General features: G+C 74.5%; 13 protein-coding genes. 5 read left to right on the forward strand and 8 right to left on the reverse strand.

Annotation, left to right across the window (positions count from 1 at the left end; all coding sequences use genetic code 11):
• Positions 1 to 153: 153 nt before the first annotated feature.
• The 4 genes from ACIO3P_RS31970 to ACIO3P_RS31985 form a co-directional block, all read right to left on the reverse strand.
• Positions 154 to 1,590, reverse strand: coding sequence for an aldehyde dehydrogenase family protein (locus ACIO3P_RS31970; protein ID WP_329826507.1), 1,437 nt, complete (start codon positions 1,588 to 1,590; stop codon positions 154 to 156).
• A gap of 134 nt (positions 1,591 to 1,724) precedes the next feature.
• A complete protein-coding gene (locus ACIO3P_RS31975) occupies positions 1,725 to 2,915 on the reverse strand; it encodes a thiolase family protein (protein ID WP_329826506.1) in 1,191 nt (396 codons plus the stop codon).
• A gap of 188 nt (positions 2,916 to 3,103) precedes the next feature.
• Positions 3,104 to 3,385, reverse strand: a complete 282-nt coding sequence (locus tag ACIO3P_RS31980; protein WP_329826505.1) for a hypothetical protein — start codon at positions 3,383 to 3,385, stop codon at positions 3,104 to 3,106.
• Positions 3,386 to 3,519: 134 nt separating this feature from the next.
• Positions 3,520 to 4,566: a LacI family DNA-binding transcriptional regulator gene (locus ACIO3P_RS31985; protein WP_329826504.1), complete on the reverse strand. Its 1,047-nt coding sequence runs from the start codon at positions 4,564 to 4,566 to the stop codon at positions 3,520 to 3,522.
• Between the two features lie 111 nt (positions 4,567 to 4,677).
• Between ACIO3P_RS31985 and ACIO3P_RS31990 the strand changes: the two genes are divergently transcribed.
• On the forward strand, positions 4,678 to 5,157 hold the full coding sequence (locus tag ACIO3P_RS31990; RefSeq protein ID WP_329826503.1) for a type II toxin-antitoxin system PemK/MazF family toxin: 480 nt from the start codon (positions 4,678 to 4,680) through the stop codon (positions 5,155 to 5,157).
• Here the strand turns inward: ACIO3P_RS31990 and ACIO3P_RS31995 are convergent.
• Entirely contained in the window at positions 5,123 to 6,112 is a 990-nt protein-coding gene (locus ACIO3P_RS31995) for a TIGR02452 family protein (RefSeq protein WP_401850017.1), read from the reverse strand. The genes ACIO3P_RS31990 and ACIO3P_RS31995 overlap by 35 nt on opposite strands.
• A 172-nt stretch (positions 6,113 to 6,284) precedes the next feature.
• Here ACIO3P_RS31995 and egtA point away from each other — a divergent pair, with 172 nt between their 5' ends.
• From egtA to egtD, 4 genes are read left to right on the forward strand one after another with little or no spacing between them, the layout of a single operon-like run.
• A complete protein-coding gene (gene egtA / locus ACIO3P_RS32000; RefSeq protein ID WP_329826501.1) occupies positions 6,285 to 7,556 on the forward strand; it encodes an ergothioneine biosynthesis glutamate--cysteine ligase EgtA in 1,272 nt (423 codons plus the stop codon).
• The gene (egtB, locus tag ACIO3P_RS32005; RefSeq protein WP_401850018.1) at positions 7,553 to 8,914 is read left to right on the forward strand and encodes an ergothioneine biosynthesis protein EgtB; all 1,362 of its coding nucleotides are present in this window, start codon (positions 7,553 to 7,555) and stop codon (positions 8,912 to 8,914) included. Before egtA ends, egtB begins: the two co-directional genes overlap by 4 nt.
• Positions 8,914 to 9,672, forward strand: a complete 759-nt coding sequence (gene egtC, locus ACIO3P_RS32010; RefSeq protein WP_401850019.1) for an ergothioneine biosynthesis protein EgtC — start codon at positions 8,914 to 8,916, stop codon at positions 9,670 to 9,672. The genes egtB and egtC overlap by 1 nt, the downstream gene beginning before the upstream one ends.
• On the forward strand, positions 9,669 to 10,631 hold the full coding sequence (egtD, locus tag ACIO3P_RS32015) for an L-histidine N(alpha)-methyltransferase (protein WP_329826498.1): 963 nt from the start codon (positions 9,669 to 9,671) through the stop codon (positions 10,629 to 10,631). The genes egtC and egtD overlap by 4 nt, the downstream gene beginning before the upstream one ends.
• On the opposite strand, the gene ACIO3P_RS32020 is transcribed toward egtD, so the two are convergent.
• The 3 genes from ACIO3P_RS32020 to ACIO3P_RS32030 form a co-directional block, all read right to left on the reverse strand.
• On the reverse strand, positions 10,526 to 11,575 hold the full coding sequence (locus tag ACIO3P_RS32020) for a lysophospholipid acyltransferase family protein (RefSeq protein ID WP_329826497.1): 1,050 nt from the start codon (positions 11,573 to 11,575) through the stop codon (positions 10,526 to 10,528). The genes egtD and ACIO3P_RS32020 overlap by 106 nt on opposite strands.
• Positions 11,572 to 12,375 carry a GNAT family N-acyltransferase gene (locus ACIO3P_RS32025; protein WP_329826496.1) on the reverse strand — a complete coding sequence of 268 codons (804 nt, stop codon included), beginning with the start codon at positions 12,373 to 12,375 and terminating at the stop codon, positions 11,572 to 11,574. The genes ACIO3P_RS32020 and ACIO3P_RS32025 overlap by 4 nt, the downstream gene beginning before the upstream one ends.
• A gap of 166 nt (positions 12,376 to 12,541) precedes the next feature.
• Positions 12,542 to 13,195 (reverse strand): histidine phosphatase family protein, encoded by a 654-nt coding sequence (locus ACIO3P_RS32030; RefSeq protein WP_329826495.1) that lies wholly within the window; start codon positions 13,193 to 13,195, stop codon positions 12,542 to 12,544.
• Positions 13,196 to 13,209: the final 14 nt, after the last annotated feature.

The raw sequence follows: 13,209 nt of genomic DNA on the forward strand, positions 1-13,209 counted from the left end.
GGGGGGGGCGGTGCGCCTGGCGGTGGGGGGGGTTGGGGGGGGGGGGGGCGGGGGGGTGGGGGGGGCGGGGGGGGGGGGCGGGGGGTGGGGGGGGGGTTGGGGGGGGGGGGCGGGGGGGCCCCGGGCCCCCGACCGCACTCACTCACCGAATGGCTAGAAGGGGTGCCCCGCCGGTTCGCGCCGTACGGTCGTCCAGCGCAGCTCCGTGAACGCCTCCAGGTTGGCCTCGCCGCCGAAGCGCGCGCCCGTTCCCGACGCGGCGATACCGCCGAAGGGCGCGACCGCCTCGTCGCTGACGGTCTGGTCGTTGATGTGGGCGATCCCAGTGGGGATACGGTCCGCCAGCTCCAGGCCGAGCGCCGTGTCCCGGGTGACGATGCCCAGGGCGAGGCCGTACGGGCCCGCCGCCGCGAGCGAGGCGGCCTCGTCCAGGCTGGTGAACGGGCGTACGGGTGCGACGGGGCCGAACACCTCCTCCGTGTAGGCGGGGGTGTGGTCGTCGGCGTCGGCGAGGACCGTGGGCCGGTAGAAGAGGTCGCGGTGGGTGCCGCCGGCGACGACCCTGGCCCCGCGCGCCGCGCTCGCCTCCACCAGGGCGTCGATCTTGGCCAGTTGGGCCGCGTCGATGATCGGGCCGAGATGGACCTGCTCACGGTACGGGTCCCCCACGGCCAGCGACTCGGCCTTGGCGGCCAGCCGCTCCACGTACTCGTCGTACAGCGAGGCGTGGACGAGGTGGCGTCCGGTGGTCATGCAGATCTGGCCCTGGTGGAAGAAGGATCCCCAGGTCGCCTGGGAGACGGCGGCCTCGATGTCGGCGTCGGCCAGGACGACGAGGGCGGAGTTGCCGCCGAGTTCGAGATGGGCGCGTTTGAGGGCGCCGCCCGCCGCCCGGCCCACCGCGCGCCCGGCCGCCGTGGAGCCGGTGAAGGAGATCACCGGTACCCGCGCGTCCGCGACCAGCGCCTGTCCGGTCTCGGCGCCGCCGGGCAGGATGTGCAGCAGCCCCTCCGGCAGCCCGGCCTCCGCGAGGACGGCGGCGAGCGAGAGCCCGCCGCAGACGGCGGTGCGCGGGTCCGGCTTGAGCAGCACCGCGTTGCCGAGCGCCAGGGCCGGGGCGACCGACCGGATGGAGAGGATCAGCGGGGCGTTGAAGGGGGCGATGACGCCGACGACACCGGCCGGGACCCGGCGGGTGTAGGAGAGCCTGGGCTCCTCGCTGGGCAGCACCTGGCCGGTGGGGCGGGAGGCGAGCGCCGCGGCCTCGTAGCACTCCTGCGCGGCGACATGCAGTTCGAAGGCCGCCTTGCCGGGGACGGACCCCGATTCCCGTATCAGCCAGTCGCGCAGTTCGTCGGCGTGCGCGGCGAACAGGTCGCCCGCGCGCCGCAGCACCCCGGCCCGTACCAGGTGCGGGGTGGCCGACCAGGCCCGCTGCGCCGCCTCGGCGGCCTCAGCGGCGGCGGTGACGTCCTCGGGAGAGGCGAGGGCGATCGTTCCCAGGACGTCGCCGGTCGCGGGCTCCACGACCGAGGACTCACCTCCCGAGAGTCCGACGGGCTGCCAGGTCTTGGGGTCGAGCAAGGTCATGAAGGCTCTCCAGTGGCTCGGATGATCGGGTACGGTACAGCGGATCCGGCGGCCGCGGCGGCGGGTTCCGCGAACCCGGCGCCCCACCACCTTCGGCCGAACTCCGTTTCCTCTGCCGGGAGTTGGCGTCGCGGTCAGCGTTCGAGGACGAGCGCGAGCCCCTGACCCACCCCGATGCAGAGCGCGGCGAGCCCCGTGCCCGAGCCGGCCGCGGCGAGCTGGTGGGCGACGGATCCGGCGAGCCGGGCCCCGGAGGCGCCCAGCGGATGGCCGATCGCGAGGGCGCCGCCGCGCGGGTTGACGAGGGCCGGGTCCAGCTCGGGCCACTCGGCGAGGCAGCCCAGCGACTGGGCGGCGAACGCCTCGTTCAGCTCGAAGGTGGTGAGGTCGGCGAAGGTGCGGCCCGCCTTGCCCAGGGCGCGCCGGACGGCCTCGACCGGGCCGAGGCCGAAGAGCTGCGGCTCGATGCCGGTGACCGCGGAGGCGCGGATCCGGGCGAGCGGTTCGCGGCCGGTCTCGCGCAGGCCGTCCTCGTCGACGAGGAGCAGGGCGGCGGCGCCGTCGTTGAGGGGCGAGGCGTTCCCGGCGGTCACCGTCCCGGTGCCGTCCTTGCGGAACGACGGCTTCAGCTTGGCGAGCGCCTCCATGGACGTGGTGTCGCGGACGCATTCGTCCCGGGTGAGTTCCACCCCGTCGTACGGGACGACCTCACCGTCGTACAGTCCGGCCGCCCAGGCATCGGCGGCCTTGCGGTGGCTGGCGAGGGCGAAGGCGTCCTGCTGTTCGCGGCCGATGGCGTGCTTGTCCGCGATCAGTTCGGCGCCCTCGCCGAGCGGAACGCTCCACTGTGCGGGCATCCTCGGGTTGGTCATGCGCCAGCCCAGGGTGGTCGAGTGGAGCTGCTGGTGGCCGGCCGGGAAGGCGCGTTCCGGCTTCTGGAGCACCCACGGGGCCCGTGACATGGACTCGACGCCGCCCGCCACGACGACGGAGGCGTCGCCGAGGGCCACCGCGCGGGCGGCCTGGATGACCGCTTCGAGGCCGGAGCCGCAGAGCCGGTTGACGGTCACGCCCGGGACGGAGACGGGGAGTCCGGCGAGCAGCACGGCCATCCGCGCCACGTCGCGGTTGTCCTCGCCCGCGCCGTTGGCGTCCCCGAGGACCACGTCGTCGATCCTGGCCGGATCGAGGTCGGGCGAGCGGTCCACCAGCGCCTTCACCACATGGGCGGCGAGGTCGTCGGGGCGTACGGAGGAGAGGGCGCCCCCGAACCTGCCGATCGGGGTACGGACGGCGTCGACGATGTAGACGTCGCGAATGCTCATCGGATCTCCGGCTTCTCTCCCCTGGCGCACACCCGCCAGCTCGACGGTTGTTCGCCTGGTGAACTTTGGTTCATAACGGCGACCGTCAGAGTCTCTGCCCGCGGCCGACCGCTGTCAACGGCCGTCACGGGGCGTCGACAGGCGTCAAGGGCCGTCGAGCGGCGGAGAGAAGCCGGGGGAATGGGGAATCAGGCGGGGTCCTGGTCCGGCGGTACGGCGACCACCCGCACCGACAGCCCGTAGTCCAGCTCCTCCCCGTCGATCAGCAGCGCCTCCACGGTGCGGGTATCGGGGTCGATGTCCGCCTCCATCCCGTTGCCCGCGTACCGCGGATAACCGGAGGCCCCGGTGTCGCCCGTCGCCTCGACCACGGCCGAGCGCAGGGCGTTCTCCGGCCAGGGCGGCCCCTCGTGCTCCTCGGTGAACTCGGCGACCAGCAGAAGCTCGAAGCGGCGCGGAACAGTAGTCATACCGCCGACGCTAGCCATCCGGCCGGGCCGCCGCACGTCGCGTGACCGCCGCAGGTCGCGTGGCCGCCGCATGTCGCCGCATCTCGTGTGACCGCCGCACGTCACGTGGCCGTGTGGAAGACCTCCACCGGACGTCAGCTCGACTCGCGGTGGACGACCCGCGCCCCCATCAGGTCATGACGCTCCGGTTCGGCCTCCGGGTCACGGACGGCGCGGTCGACGAGCTGGGCCAGCCGCGGCCCGGTCGCCATGTCGACACGGATCGTGGAGAGCCGGGGGCGCAGCAGCCGCCCGAGCAGCAGATCGTCGGCGCCGATCACCGCGGTCCGGTCCGGTACGCCGATCCCCTCGTCCTGGAGGGCCCGCATCAGGAGCATCGCGTACTCGTCGTTGTACGCGAAGACGGCGTCCAGGCCGAGACCGCGCCAGCGGGCCGCGAGGGCGGCGGCGGACTCCTCCGTGTACGCCAGGGGCAGCGGCGTGACGCGGGCGGCGCCGCCCGCGTCCCGGGCGGCGGAGCGGGCGCCCGCGAGGCGCGGGGCGGCGTACAGCTCCAGGCCCGGTTCCCGCGGCATCACCACCCCGATCGCGCGGCGCCCGCGTGCGACGAGATGGGCGACCGCCCGGCCGCCGATCGTCCGCTGGTCCATGACGAGCGCGTGCGCGCCCGCGATCCGCTCCGAGCCGAGCGTGATCACGGCCCGGGCCCCTGACCTCTTGAGCAGGTCCACCGCCTCCGGGGTGAGGGGCGTCTCGCCGAGCGAGACCACGGCGACGGGCCGCAACTCGGCCCAGGCGCGGGCCGCGCCCGCCGCGTCCAGGCCGAGGCCGCCGTACTGCACCACCGTGTAGCCGAGCCGGCGCAGCGCCCGCTGGAACTCGTCGAAGATCCGGCTGTAGAGCGGGCCCACGGGGACATGGCCGGTGGGCAGCAGCACCGTCCGGGTGTGTCCGGCGCGCAGGCTGCGGGCGGCGGCGTGCGGCACGTACCCGAGCCGCTCGGCCGCCTCCCTGACCCGCAGCCGGGTGGGCTCGCTGATCCGTACGGCGGTGATGCCGTTGAGCACGTACGAGACGGTGGCCCGGGACACCCCCGCCAGCCGTGCGACATCGGAACTGGTCGGCAGGGGACCGGCCGCCGGGGCGGCTCGGTCGGCGGAGTGCTCGGTGGGCTGGCTCATCGCACCCGGCATCCTGCCAGAACGGCCCCCGGCGGGGCACCCGGCAAACCGATCCGGTCTGCCGGGTGCCCCGCCGGGGGCTCGCGGCCGGCCACGTTCTACCGTCTACGGATGATCGCTTCGTCCCCCGGTTCCCCCGGTTCCTCCAGCTCCTCCGCGTCTCCCGACTCCCCCGGCCGCGGCGGGCCCGGCGCCACGGCCGAGGCCGACCCGCGCGCCGTCGGCCCGGTCCGTACCTCCTACGCGCCCGAGCACGACGGCGACCCCGACCCCGGCGAGATCGTCTGGACCTGGGTGCCGTTCGAGGAGAACGACGGGCGCGGCAAGGACCGTCCGGTCCTGGTGGTGGCGCGCGAGGCGGCGGGCACCCTGCTCGCCGTGCAGCTCTCCAGCAAGCGCCATGACCGGGACCGCGAGTGGGTGCCGATCGGGGTCGGGCCGTGGGACCGCGAGGGGCGCGAGTCGTGGGTGGACGTGGACCGGGTGCTCCGCGTCCACGACCGGGGGATGCGGCGCGAGGCGTGCGCCCTGGACCGGGGGCGGTTCAATCTGGTCGTCAACCGGCTGAAGGAGCTGTACGGCTGGAAGTGAGCTCCTGGGCAGGCGGGTCGGGGCGTTCCGGTTGCCCCAGGACCCGCCGGAACGCCCCCAGGGTCGTGGTCTCCCGCGTCCGGTCCAGCACCGCGAAGACCGTCTCGTCGAAGGCCCCGGCGAACCGGCCCGCCCCGGTGAGCAGCGCCCGGAAGGCCGCCGCGACGGCCGCCGGGTCGTTGCGGAACACACCGCACCCCCAGGCGCCCAGCACCAGCCGCCGGTAGCCGCCCGCCACGGCCGTCTCCAGGACCCGTTCCGCGCGGGCGGCGAGCGCGGCAGGGATCCGGTGGACGTCCTCGGGGGCGCGGCGTGCGATCACCCCGGCGTTCGGCGCGGGCGAGGTGAGGAAGCCCACCTGGTACGGCGTGTCGAGCAGTCGGCCCCGGTCGTCGCGGAAGACCGGCACCCCCGGTGAGTGGATCACCCGGTCGGTGTAGAACGGGTCCCGGTCGGCGCGGTGGTGGGCGTAGAACTCCGGCGCCGCCCGCAGTGTGGTGTGGAGCGCGGAGGCCCGGCACAGCGCCTCCTCCTGGGCCTGCGCGCCGTTCAGATAGCCGCCGCCCGGGTTCCGCGCGGACGCGAAGTTCAGTACGGCCACGGGCGCCCCGGGGTCCGCCGCCGTCAGCCGGCGCGCCGCGTCCAGGCTGCTCTCGCCGGTGACCTCGACGGCCGGCGCGGCCCGGTCCGTACCCCCGGAAGCGTTACGGTCCGTACCCCCGGAAGCGTTACGGTCCGTACCCCCGGAAGCGTTACGGTCCGTACCGCCGGAAGCCGTCGGCCGTACGGGCGGCCCCGCCGGGCCGACCCGCCCCGGGCCGTACATCCGGGTACCCGCCACCGCCGCGTCCACCGCCGCGCGAAGGACCACCTCACGGCCGTCCGGAGCACGGTAGACCCCCGATCGGACGATCTCCTCTGTTTCCTTCGCGATGCCCCGCAGCCGTGCGCTCATGCGGAAATCCTGCGTGAACGATCACCCTCGGGGCAATCGCATTTCTGACGATAAAGTGACCGCGCGGGCACTCTTGTGCGAAGCGGCGAGAGTGGCTTTAGGTTGGACGAAGCGCTCGCCCCGAACCCGGGGCGGAGTACGGTCACGCGGTCTTCGACAGGAGGATCCGCACATGCCACCCGACAGTTTCAACGAGGGATCACCGCTCGGCGAGGACGATGCCGAGGATCTGCTGCGCGGCATCTGTTTCAAGACGGGCCCGCCCCGCACCGTGGGTGTCGAACTGGAATGGCTCGTCCACGATCTGCGTACCCCCGAAATCCCCGTCCCGGCCCACCGCCTCCGAGAGGCGTTCGAGGGGCTGCGGGCCCTGCACCTCCGATCCGCACTCACCTTCGAACCCGGCGGCCAGGTGGAGCTCAGCTCCGCGCCCGCCGCGTCCCTGACGGAGTGCGTCACCTCCACCTCCGCCGACCTGGACGCCGTGCGTCCGGTGCTGCGCGCCGCGGGACTCACCCTCACGGGGCTGGGTCAGGACCCCTGGAACTCCCCGGAGCGGATGCTGCGGGAGCCCCGTTACGACGCCATGGAGACCTATCTCGACCGGATCGGTCCGGCCGGCCGCGCCATGATGCGGTCGACCGCCTCCATCCAGGTCTGTCTGGACGCGGGGCACGAGGAGCCGGGGCCGCTCGGCCACGGACGGCGCTGGCAGCTCGCCCACCTGCTGGGCGCGGTGCTCGTCGCCGCCTTCGCGAACTCTCCGATGCGGGAGGGCGGGGAGACGGGCTGGCGCTCCACCCGGCAGGCCATGTGGACCCAGCTCGACCCGCCCCGTACGGCCGCGCCGTCCTCCGCACTGCCACCGCGGGACGCCTGGGCCGCGTACGCGCTCGACGCGCCGGTGATGTGCGTACGGGCCGCCGAGGGGCCCTGGACCGTTCCCGAAGGGCTGACCTTCCGGGAGTGGATCCGCTCCGGGCTGCCGCGTCCGCCGGTCCGCGCCGACCTCGACTACCACCTCACGACGCTCTTCCCGCCGGTCAGACCGCGCGGCCATCTCGAACTGCGGATGATCGACGCGCAGCCCGGTGAGGACGGCTGGCTGGTGCCGCTCGCCGTCACGACCGCGCTGTTCGACGACCCCGAGGCGGCGGAGACGGTGTACCGCACCGTCAAACCGCTCGCCGAGACGGCGGGCCCGCTGCCCGCCCCGGCCAATCCGCTCTGGATCAACGCCGCCCGGTACGGGCTGGCCGACCCGGAGCTGCACGCGGCGGCGATCGCCGCTTTCGCCGCCGCACGGGAAGCGCTGCCGCGCATCGGCGCGACACCCCACGTACAGGAGGCGGTCGACCGGTTCTTCGACCGTTACGTCCTGCCGGGCCGGTGTCCGGCCGATGATCTGCGCGCACCCGTGACAGGGAAGGACCTCCGCACATGACCGACCTCGCCGGCCTGTCCACCGAGGAGCAGCTCAAGCAGCGTGCCGTCGACTCGCTGACGGCGGCCCGGGCCCGTACCGCCCTGCTGACCTCCTGTGTCGACGACCACGACCTCACCGCACAGCACTCGCCGCTGATGTCCCCTCTGGTCTGGGACCTCGCGCACATCGGCAACCAGGAGGAGCAGTGGCTCCTGCGGACCGTCGGGGGCCGCCCCGCCGTACGCCCCGAGATCGACTCCGTGTACGACGCGTTCGAGCACCCCAGGGCCGCCCGGCCCACCCTGCCGCTGCTGCCGCCCACCGAGGCACGGGCGTACGCCGCCGACGTACGCGGCCGGGTCCTCGACATCATCGAGCGCACCCCGCTGCACGGCGGTCCCCTGCTGGACGCGGGCTTCGCCTTCGGGATGATCGCGCAGCACGAACAGCAGCACGACGAGACGATGCTCATCACCCACCAGTTGCGCACGGGGCCGACCGCGCTGACCGCGCCCCCGCCACCGGCCGGGGACACCACGGGGCTGCCCGCCGAAGTCCTCGTACCCGGTGGCCCGTTCACCATGGGAACCTCCACGGAGCCCTGGGCGCTGGACAACGAGCGGCCGGCCCACCAACGGATCGTCCCGGCGTTCTGGATCGACACCGTGCCCGTGACCAACGGCGACTACCAGCGGTTCATCGAGGACGGCGGCTACACCGAGGAGCGCTGGTGGGCGCCGGAAGGATGGGCGCAGATCCGGGAACACTCCATCGGCGCCCCGCTGTTCTGGCGGCGCGACGGCGGGCAGTGGCTGCGCCGCCGGTTCTCGGTGCTGGAGCCGGTCCCGGCGGACGAGCCGGTGCTCCATGTGAGCTGGTACGAGGCCGACGCCTACGCCCGCTGGGCGGGCCGGCGGCTGCCGACCGAGGAGGAGTGGGAGAAGGCCGCGCGCCACGACCCCGTCTCAGGACGGTCGCTGCGCCATCCCTGGGGCGACGGCGAACCCACCGAACTCCACGCCAACCTCGGCCAGCGCCATCTCCAGCCGGCCCCGGCGGGCAGCTACCCGGCGGGCGCGTCGCCGCTCGGGGTACGGCAGTTGATCGGGGACGTGTGGGAGTGGACGTCGAGCGACTTCCTGCCGTACCCGGGCTTCGCCGCCTTCCCCTACCGCGAGTACTCGGAGGTGTTCTTCGGCGGTGCGCACAAGGTGCTGCGGGGCGGGTCGTTCGCGGTGGACCAGGTGGCCTGCCGGGGCACCTTCCGCAACTGGGACCTGCCGGTGCGCCGGCAGATCTTCTCGGGGTTCCGAACGGCGCGCACCGCGGCCCCCGGCGCCCTGACCTCCTCCGCCGCGCACCCCGGAGCTCTCTGATGTGCCGTCATATCGCGGCCCTGGGACCGCCGATGAGGATCGGCGCGGTGCTCGTCGAGCCGCCGCACGCGCTCTACCGGCAGTCCTGGGCGCCGCGCAGACAGCGCAACGGGACGGTCAACGCCGACGGCTTCGGCGTCGGTTGGTACGCCGAGGGTGATCCGGTGCCCGCGCGCTACCGCCGCGCCGGCCCCATCTGGGGCGACCTGGGCTTCACCGACCTGGCCCGGGTGATCCGTACCGGCGCGCTGCTCGCCGCCGTACGGGACGCCACCCTGCCCGGCGCCGACGGGGAGGCCGCCGCGGCGCCCTTCGCCGCCGGGCCCTGGCTGTTCAGCCACAACGGCTCGGTGGGCGGCTGGCCCGGCTCGCTCGCGGGCCCGGCCGCGGCGCTGCCCGCCGAGGAGCTGCTCTCGCTGGTGGCGCGCAGCGACTCGGGGCTGGTGTGGGCGCTGGTGCTGCACCGGCTGCGGGCGGGCGACGACCTCGGTCAGGCGCTGGCCGACACCGTCGTCGAGGTGGCGGACGCGGCGCCCGGGTCCCGGCTCAACCTGCTGCTCACCGACGGTGCCCGGATAGCGGCGACAGCCTGGGGGGACACACTCTGGTACCGCGCCGGATCCGGTGACGATCCCACCCTGGTGGCCTCGGAGCCGTACGACGACGACCCGCGCTGGCGCGAGGTCCCCGACCGCACGCTGCTCGTGGCGAGCCGCGGCGACGTCCTGCTCTCCCCTCTCAAGGAGCTTCCCGCGTGAGCCCGTTCCTGCTGACCCGCACGCTGCCCGAGGACGCCACGGACGCCGCGCTGCGCGCCGATGTGCTCCACGGGCTGACCCGTACGCCCAAGACACTGCCGCCCAAGTGGTTCTACGACGCCCGGGGCAGTGAGCTGTTCGAGGAGATCACCACACTGCCCGAGTACTATCCGACGCGCGCCGAGCGGGAGATCCTGCACACCCGGGCGCCCGAGATCGCGGCGGCGACGGGCGCGCGCACCCTGATCGAGCTGGGGTCGGGGTCGTCCGAGAAGACCCGTCTGCTGCTGGAGTCGGCGCCCGACCTGACCAGTTACGTACCGGTCGACGTCAGCGAGAGCGCGCTGAGCGGGGCCGCCGAGGGGCTGCTAGCCGACCATCCGGGGCTCGAAGTGCACGCGATGGTCGCCGACTTCACCGGCGGCCTCTCGCTGCCGGACACCCCGGGGCCCCGGCTGGTCGCGTTCCTCGGCGGCACGATCGGCAATCTGCTGCCCGCCGAGCGCGCCGCGTTCCTCGCCTCGGTCCGCGGGCTGCTGGCCCCCGGGGACGGGCTGCTGCTCGGCACGGACCTGGTCAAGGAGGAGTCCGTACTGGTCAGGGCGTACGACGACGCGGCCGGTGTGACGGCCGCGTTCAACAAGAACGTGCTGACCGTCATGAACCGTGAGCTGGGCGCCGACTTCCCGCCGGACGCCTTCGACCATGTGGCGCTCTGGGACGCGGAGAACGAGTGGATCGAGATGCGGCTGCGGGCCCGCTCCCGGCTCACCGTGAAGATCCCGGAGCTGGATCTGGTGGTGCACTTCGACGCGGGTGAGGAGGTACGTACGGAGGTGTCGGCCAAGTTCCGTCAGGACCGGGTGAGGTCCGAACTGTCCGCCGCGCGGATGGAGTTGACGCACTGGTGGACCGACGCGGCGGGCCGGTTCGCCCTGTCGCTCGCGACGGCGGTCTGACGGGGGACGCCCCCGGCCCTCGCGTACGGCGCGGCGCCCCCACGGGAGCCGCCGCCGTGCGCGAGGGGGCCGTACGCGAGGGCGCCGTAGGTGATCGCGCGGTGCGCCGTACGGGCCAGCGCGCGGCGGTCGGTGTGGTGGCCGGCCGGGATCGGCGGCAGGAGGGTGATCTCCGCGATGAGCCCGCCGGCCGCCACGACCCGCCACAGCGACGCGGGCAGTGTGTCGTCCCCGACGAAGGCGGGCGCCCCCGAGGGCTCCCCGTCCGGGGCCCGGTAGGTGATCCGTACGGGCCGGACGGCGGCGCCCGCGTCCACGGCGGCCTGGAAGACGGCCGAGGTGAACCGGCCCTGCTCCCGGCCGCACCAGGTGCACGCCTCGGGGAAGGCGATCACCCGTGAGCCCGCCCCGAGGGCGCCGGAGAGGGTGCGTACGGCGTCGGGCAGCGCGCGCAGCCGCTCACGCTCGACGAACAGCGTGCCGCCCCGGGCGGCGAGCGCGCCCAGCAGCGGCCAGCGCCGGATCTCGCTCTTGGCCAGCATCCGGCCGGGGAAGACGGCGGCGAGGAGCGGGATGTCCAGCCAGGAGATGTGGTTGGCGACGACCAGCATCCCGGCGCCGCGTGGGGCCACGGCGCGCGCCGCCCCACGCGCCCCCGTCCCGTACTCCCCCGTCCCGTACGACCCCGCGCCGTACGACCCCGCGCCGTGCACCGTGATCCGCAGGCCGAAGGCGCGCAGTACGGTACGGGACCAGCTCCGGGTGAGCCGGTCGCGTACCGCCGCGCCCAGCGGGGCGAGGAGCGGCGCGAGCAGCGCGCCGCACAGGACGAGCGGGATCCCCAGCAGCAGACGGCCGGCTCCGGTCGCCGTACCGGCCGCCGGGCCGCGGTGGCGCGAGCAGTCGCGCGGGGTGCAGGGCGCGGTGGGCAGCCAGGCGCTCATGCGGCGGGGGCGAGGGAGAGGAAGTGCCGCAGATAGCGCGGGTTGGTGCGGCGCATCGACAGCAGGACGTACAGGTCGGCGACGCCGAACTCCGGGTCGTGCGCGGGGGCGCCGCACACCCAGGCGCCGAGCCGCAGATAGCCGCGGAGCAGCGGCGGCAGTTCGGCGGGGGCGGCGGCCTCGGCGGCGGGCTCCGGGGTCCAGAGCCGGTGCGGGGTGACCCAGTACTCCTCGGGGGCGAGGTGCTTGTCCTTGACGCGGTTCCAGGTGGAGGCGGCCAGCGCGCCGCCGTCGGCGAGGGGCACCGAGCAGCAGCCCGCCAGCCAGTTGTGTCCTGTGGTGGTCATGTAGCGGGCGAGCCCGGCCCAGATCAGGGCGATGACGCCGCCGGTGCGGTGCAGCGGGTGGACGCAGGAGCGGCCCACCTCGACCAGGTCGTGGCGGATCGGGGCGAGCCGGGCGAGGTCGAACTCGCTGTCGGAGTAGATCCGTCCGGCGGCCCTGGCGCGCTCGGGCGGCAGCAGCCGGTACGTGCCGACGACCTCGCCGGTGGACTCCTCCCGGACCAGCAGATGGTCGCAGTACGCGTCGAACTCGTCGGTGTCGAGACCGGGCTCGGGTCCGTCGAGCCGGGCGCCGAGCTCCCCGGCGAAGACGAGGTGCCGCAGGCGCTGGGCGGCCCGTACGTCCTCCTGGGTGCGGGCGAGCGAGACGAGGTAGCGCGGCTCGGCACCGGCGGCGGGGCCCGGGGTGGGGAGCGGGGCGGGGGAGAGGACGGTGGCGGGAGCGGGGGCGGGCATGGCGGACTCCTGTGCCGTAGGGAGGGCAGGGTGCCGGGTCCGTCGCGGGCGCGTGGACCCGGCACCTCGTTTCTTCCGTGACCGACTGGATTTGACATGACCACACGGCGGAGTGCGGATGTGAGGCGGCTGAATGGCGGGGACCACACCACTCCAGGGGCTTCCCCTACAGCACGCGGCCGGCGGGGCCGCCGTCCTCGGCCACGACGTCGCGCGGGGAGAGCACCGTGCCCGCCCAGGTCAGAGCCTTCCAGCCAGCCTCGGGGGCGCCCTCCAGGGCCACGACGCCCGTGTTGGCCAGCGCGTGGGCCGCGGCGAAGTCCACGTCCACGTTCCGCGCGCGGGCGGCGGTCCACATCCGGATCGCCGCGCCATGGCTGACCAGCGCGACCGTACCGGCGCCCGTCGCCGCCGCCTCCGCGACCACCGCGTCGAACCGGGCCAGCGCCTCCGCCCCGCTCTCACCGCCCGGCATCCGCAGCTCCGTTTCGCCCGCGGACCAGGCGAACGCGGTGGTCAGATAGCGCCGGATCGACTCCTCGTCGCCGCGCATCTCCAGCTCCCCCGCCGCCAGCTCCCTGATCCCCTCCCTGACCCGGATCTCCAGTCCGCGCGCGACGGCCAGCGGGGCCGCCGTGAGCCGCGTACGGACCAGGGTCGACACGAACAGCGCCCCGATGTCCTCGTCGGCCAGCGCGGCGGGCAGCGCGGCGGCCTGCCGCTCCCCCGTCGCGGTGAGCCCGGGACCGGGCGCGGCGGTGTCCAGGAGGCCGGCGAGGTTGGACGGTGTCTGGCCGTGGCGGATCAGCAGCAGGCGCATGAGGTCGCATCCTC

It is taken from the genome of Streptomyces sp. NPDC087310, from assembly GCF_044744405.1.
In the GTDB taxonomy this organism is placed as follows: domain Bacteria; phylum Actinomycetota; class Actinomycetes; order Streptomycetales; family Streptomycetaceae; genus Streptomyces.

What these genes read in the sequence shown, in the direction of transcription:
- ACIO3P_RS31970 (WP_329826507.1), bottom strand. Translation starts at nt 1,590, where the DNA reads ATGACCTTGCTCGACCCCAAGACCTGGCAGCCCGTCGGACTCTCGGGA.
- ACIO3P_RS31975 (WP_329826506.1), bottom strand. Translation starts at nt 2,915, where the DNA reads ATGAGCATTCGCGACGTCTACATCGTCGACGCCGTCCGTACCCCGATC.
- ACIO3P_RS31980 (WP_329826505.1), bottom strand. Translation starts at nt 3,385, where the DNA reads ATGACTACTGTTCCGCGCCGCTTCGAGCTTCTGCTGGTCGCCGAGTTC.
- ACIO3P_RS31985 (WP_329826504.1), bottom strand. Translation starts at nt 4,566, where the DNA reads ATGAGCCAGCCCACCGAGCACTCCGCCGACCGAGCCGCCCCGGCGGCC.
- ACIO3P_RS31990 (WP_329826503.1), top strand. Translation starts at nt 4,678, where the DNA reads ATGATCGCTTCGTCCCCCGGTTCCCCCGGTTCCTCCAGCTCCTCCGCG.
- ACIO3P_RS31995 (WP_401850017.1), bottom strand. Translation starts at nt 6,112, where the DNA reads ATGAGCGCACGGCTGCGGGGCATCGCGAAGGAAACAGAGGAGATCGTC.
- egtA (WP_329826501.1), top strand. Translation starts at nt 6,285, where the DNA reads ATGCCACCCGACAGTTTCAACGAGGGATCACCGCTCGGCGAGGACGAT.
- egtB (WP_401850018.1), top strand. Translation starts at nt 7,553, where the DNA reads ATGACCGACCTCGCCGGCCTGTCCACCGAGGAGCAGCTCAAGCAGCGT.
- egtC (WP_401850019.1), top strand. Translation starts at nt 8,914, where the DNA reads ATGTGCCGTCATATCGCGGCCCTGGGACCGCCGATGAGGATCGGCGCG.
- ACIO3P_RS32020 (WP_329826497.1), bottom strand. Translation starts at nt 11,575, where the DNA reads ATGAGCGCCTGGCTGCCCACCGCGCCCTGCACCCCGCGCGACTGCTCG.
- ACIO3P_RS32025 (WP_329826496.1), bottom strand. Translation starts at nt 12,375, where the DNA reads ATGCCCGCCCCCGCTCCCGCCACCGTCCTCTCCCCCGCCCCGCTCCCC.
- ACIO3P_RS32030 (WP_329826495.1), bottom strand. Translation starts at nt 13,195, where the DNA reads ATGCGCCTGCTGCTGATCCGCCACGGCCAGACACCGTCCAACCTCGCC.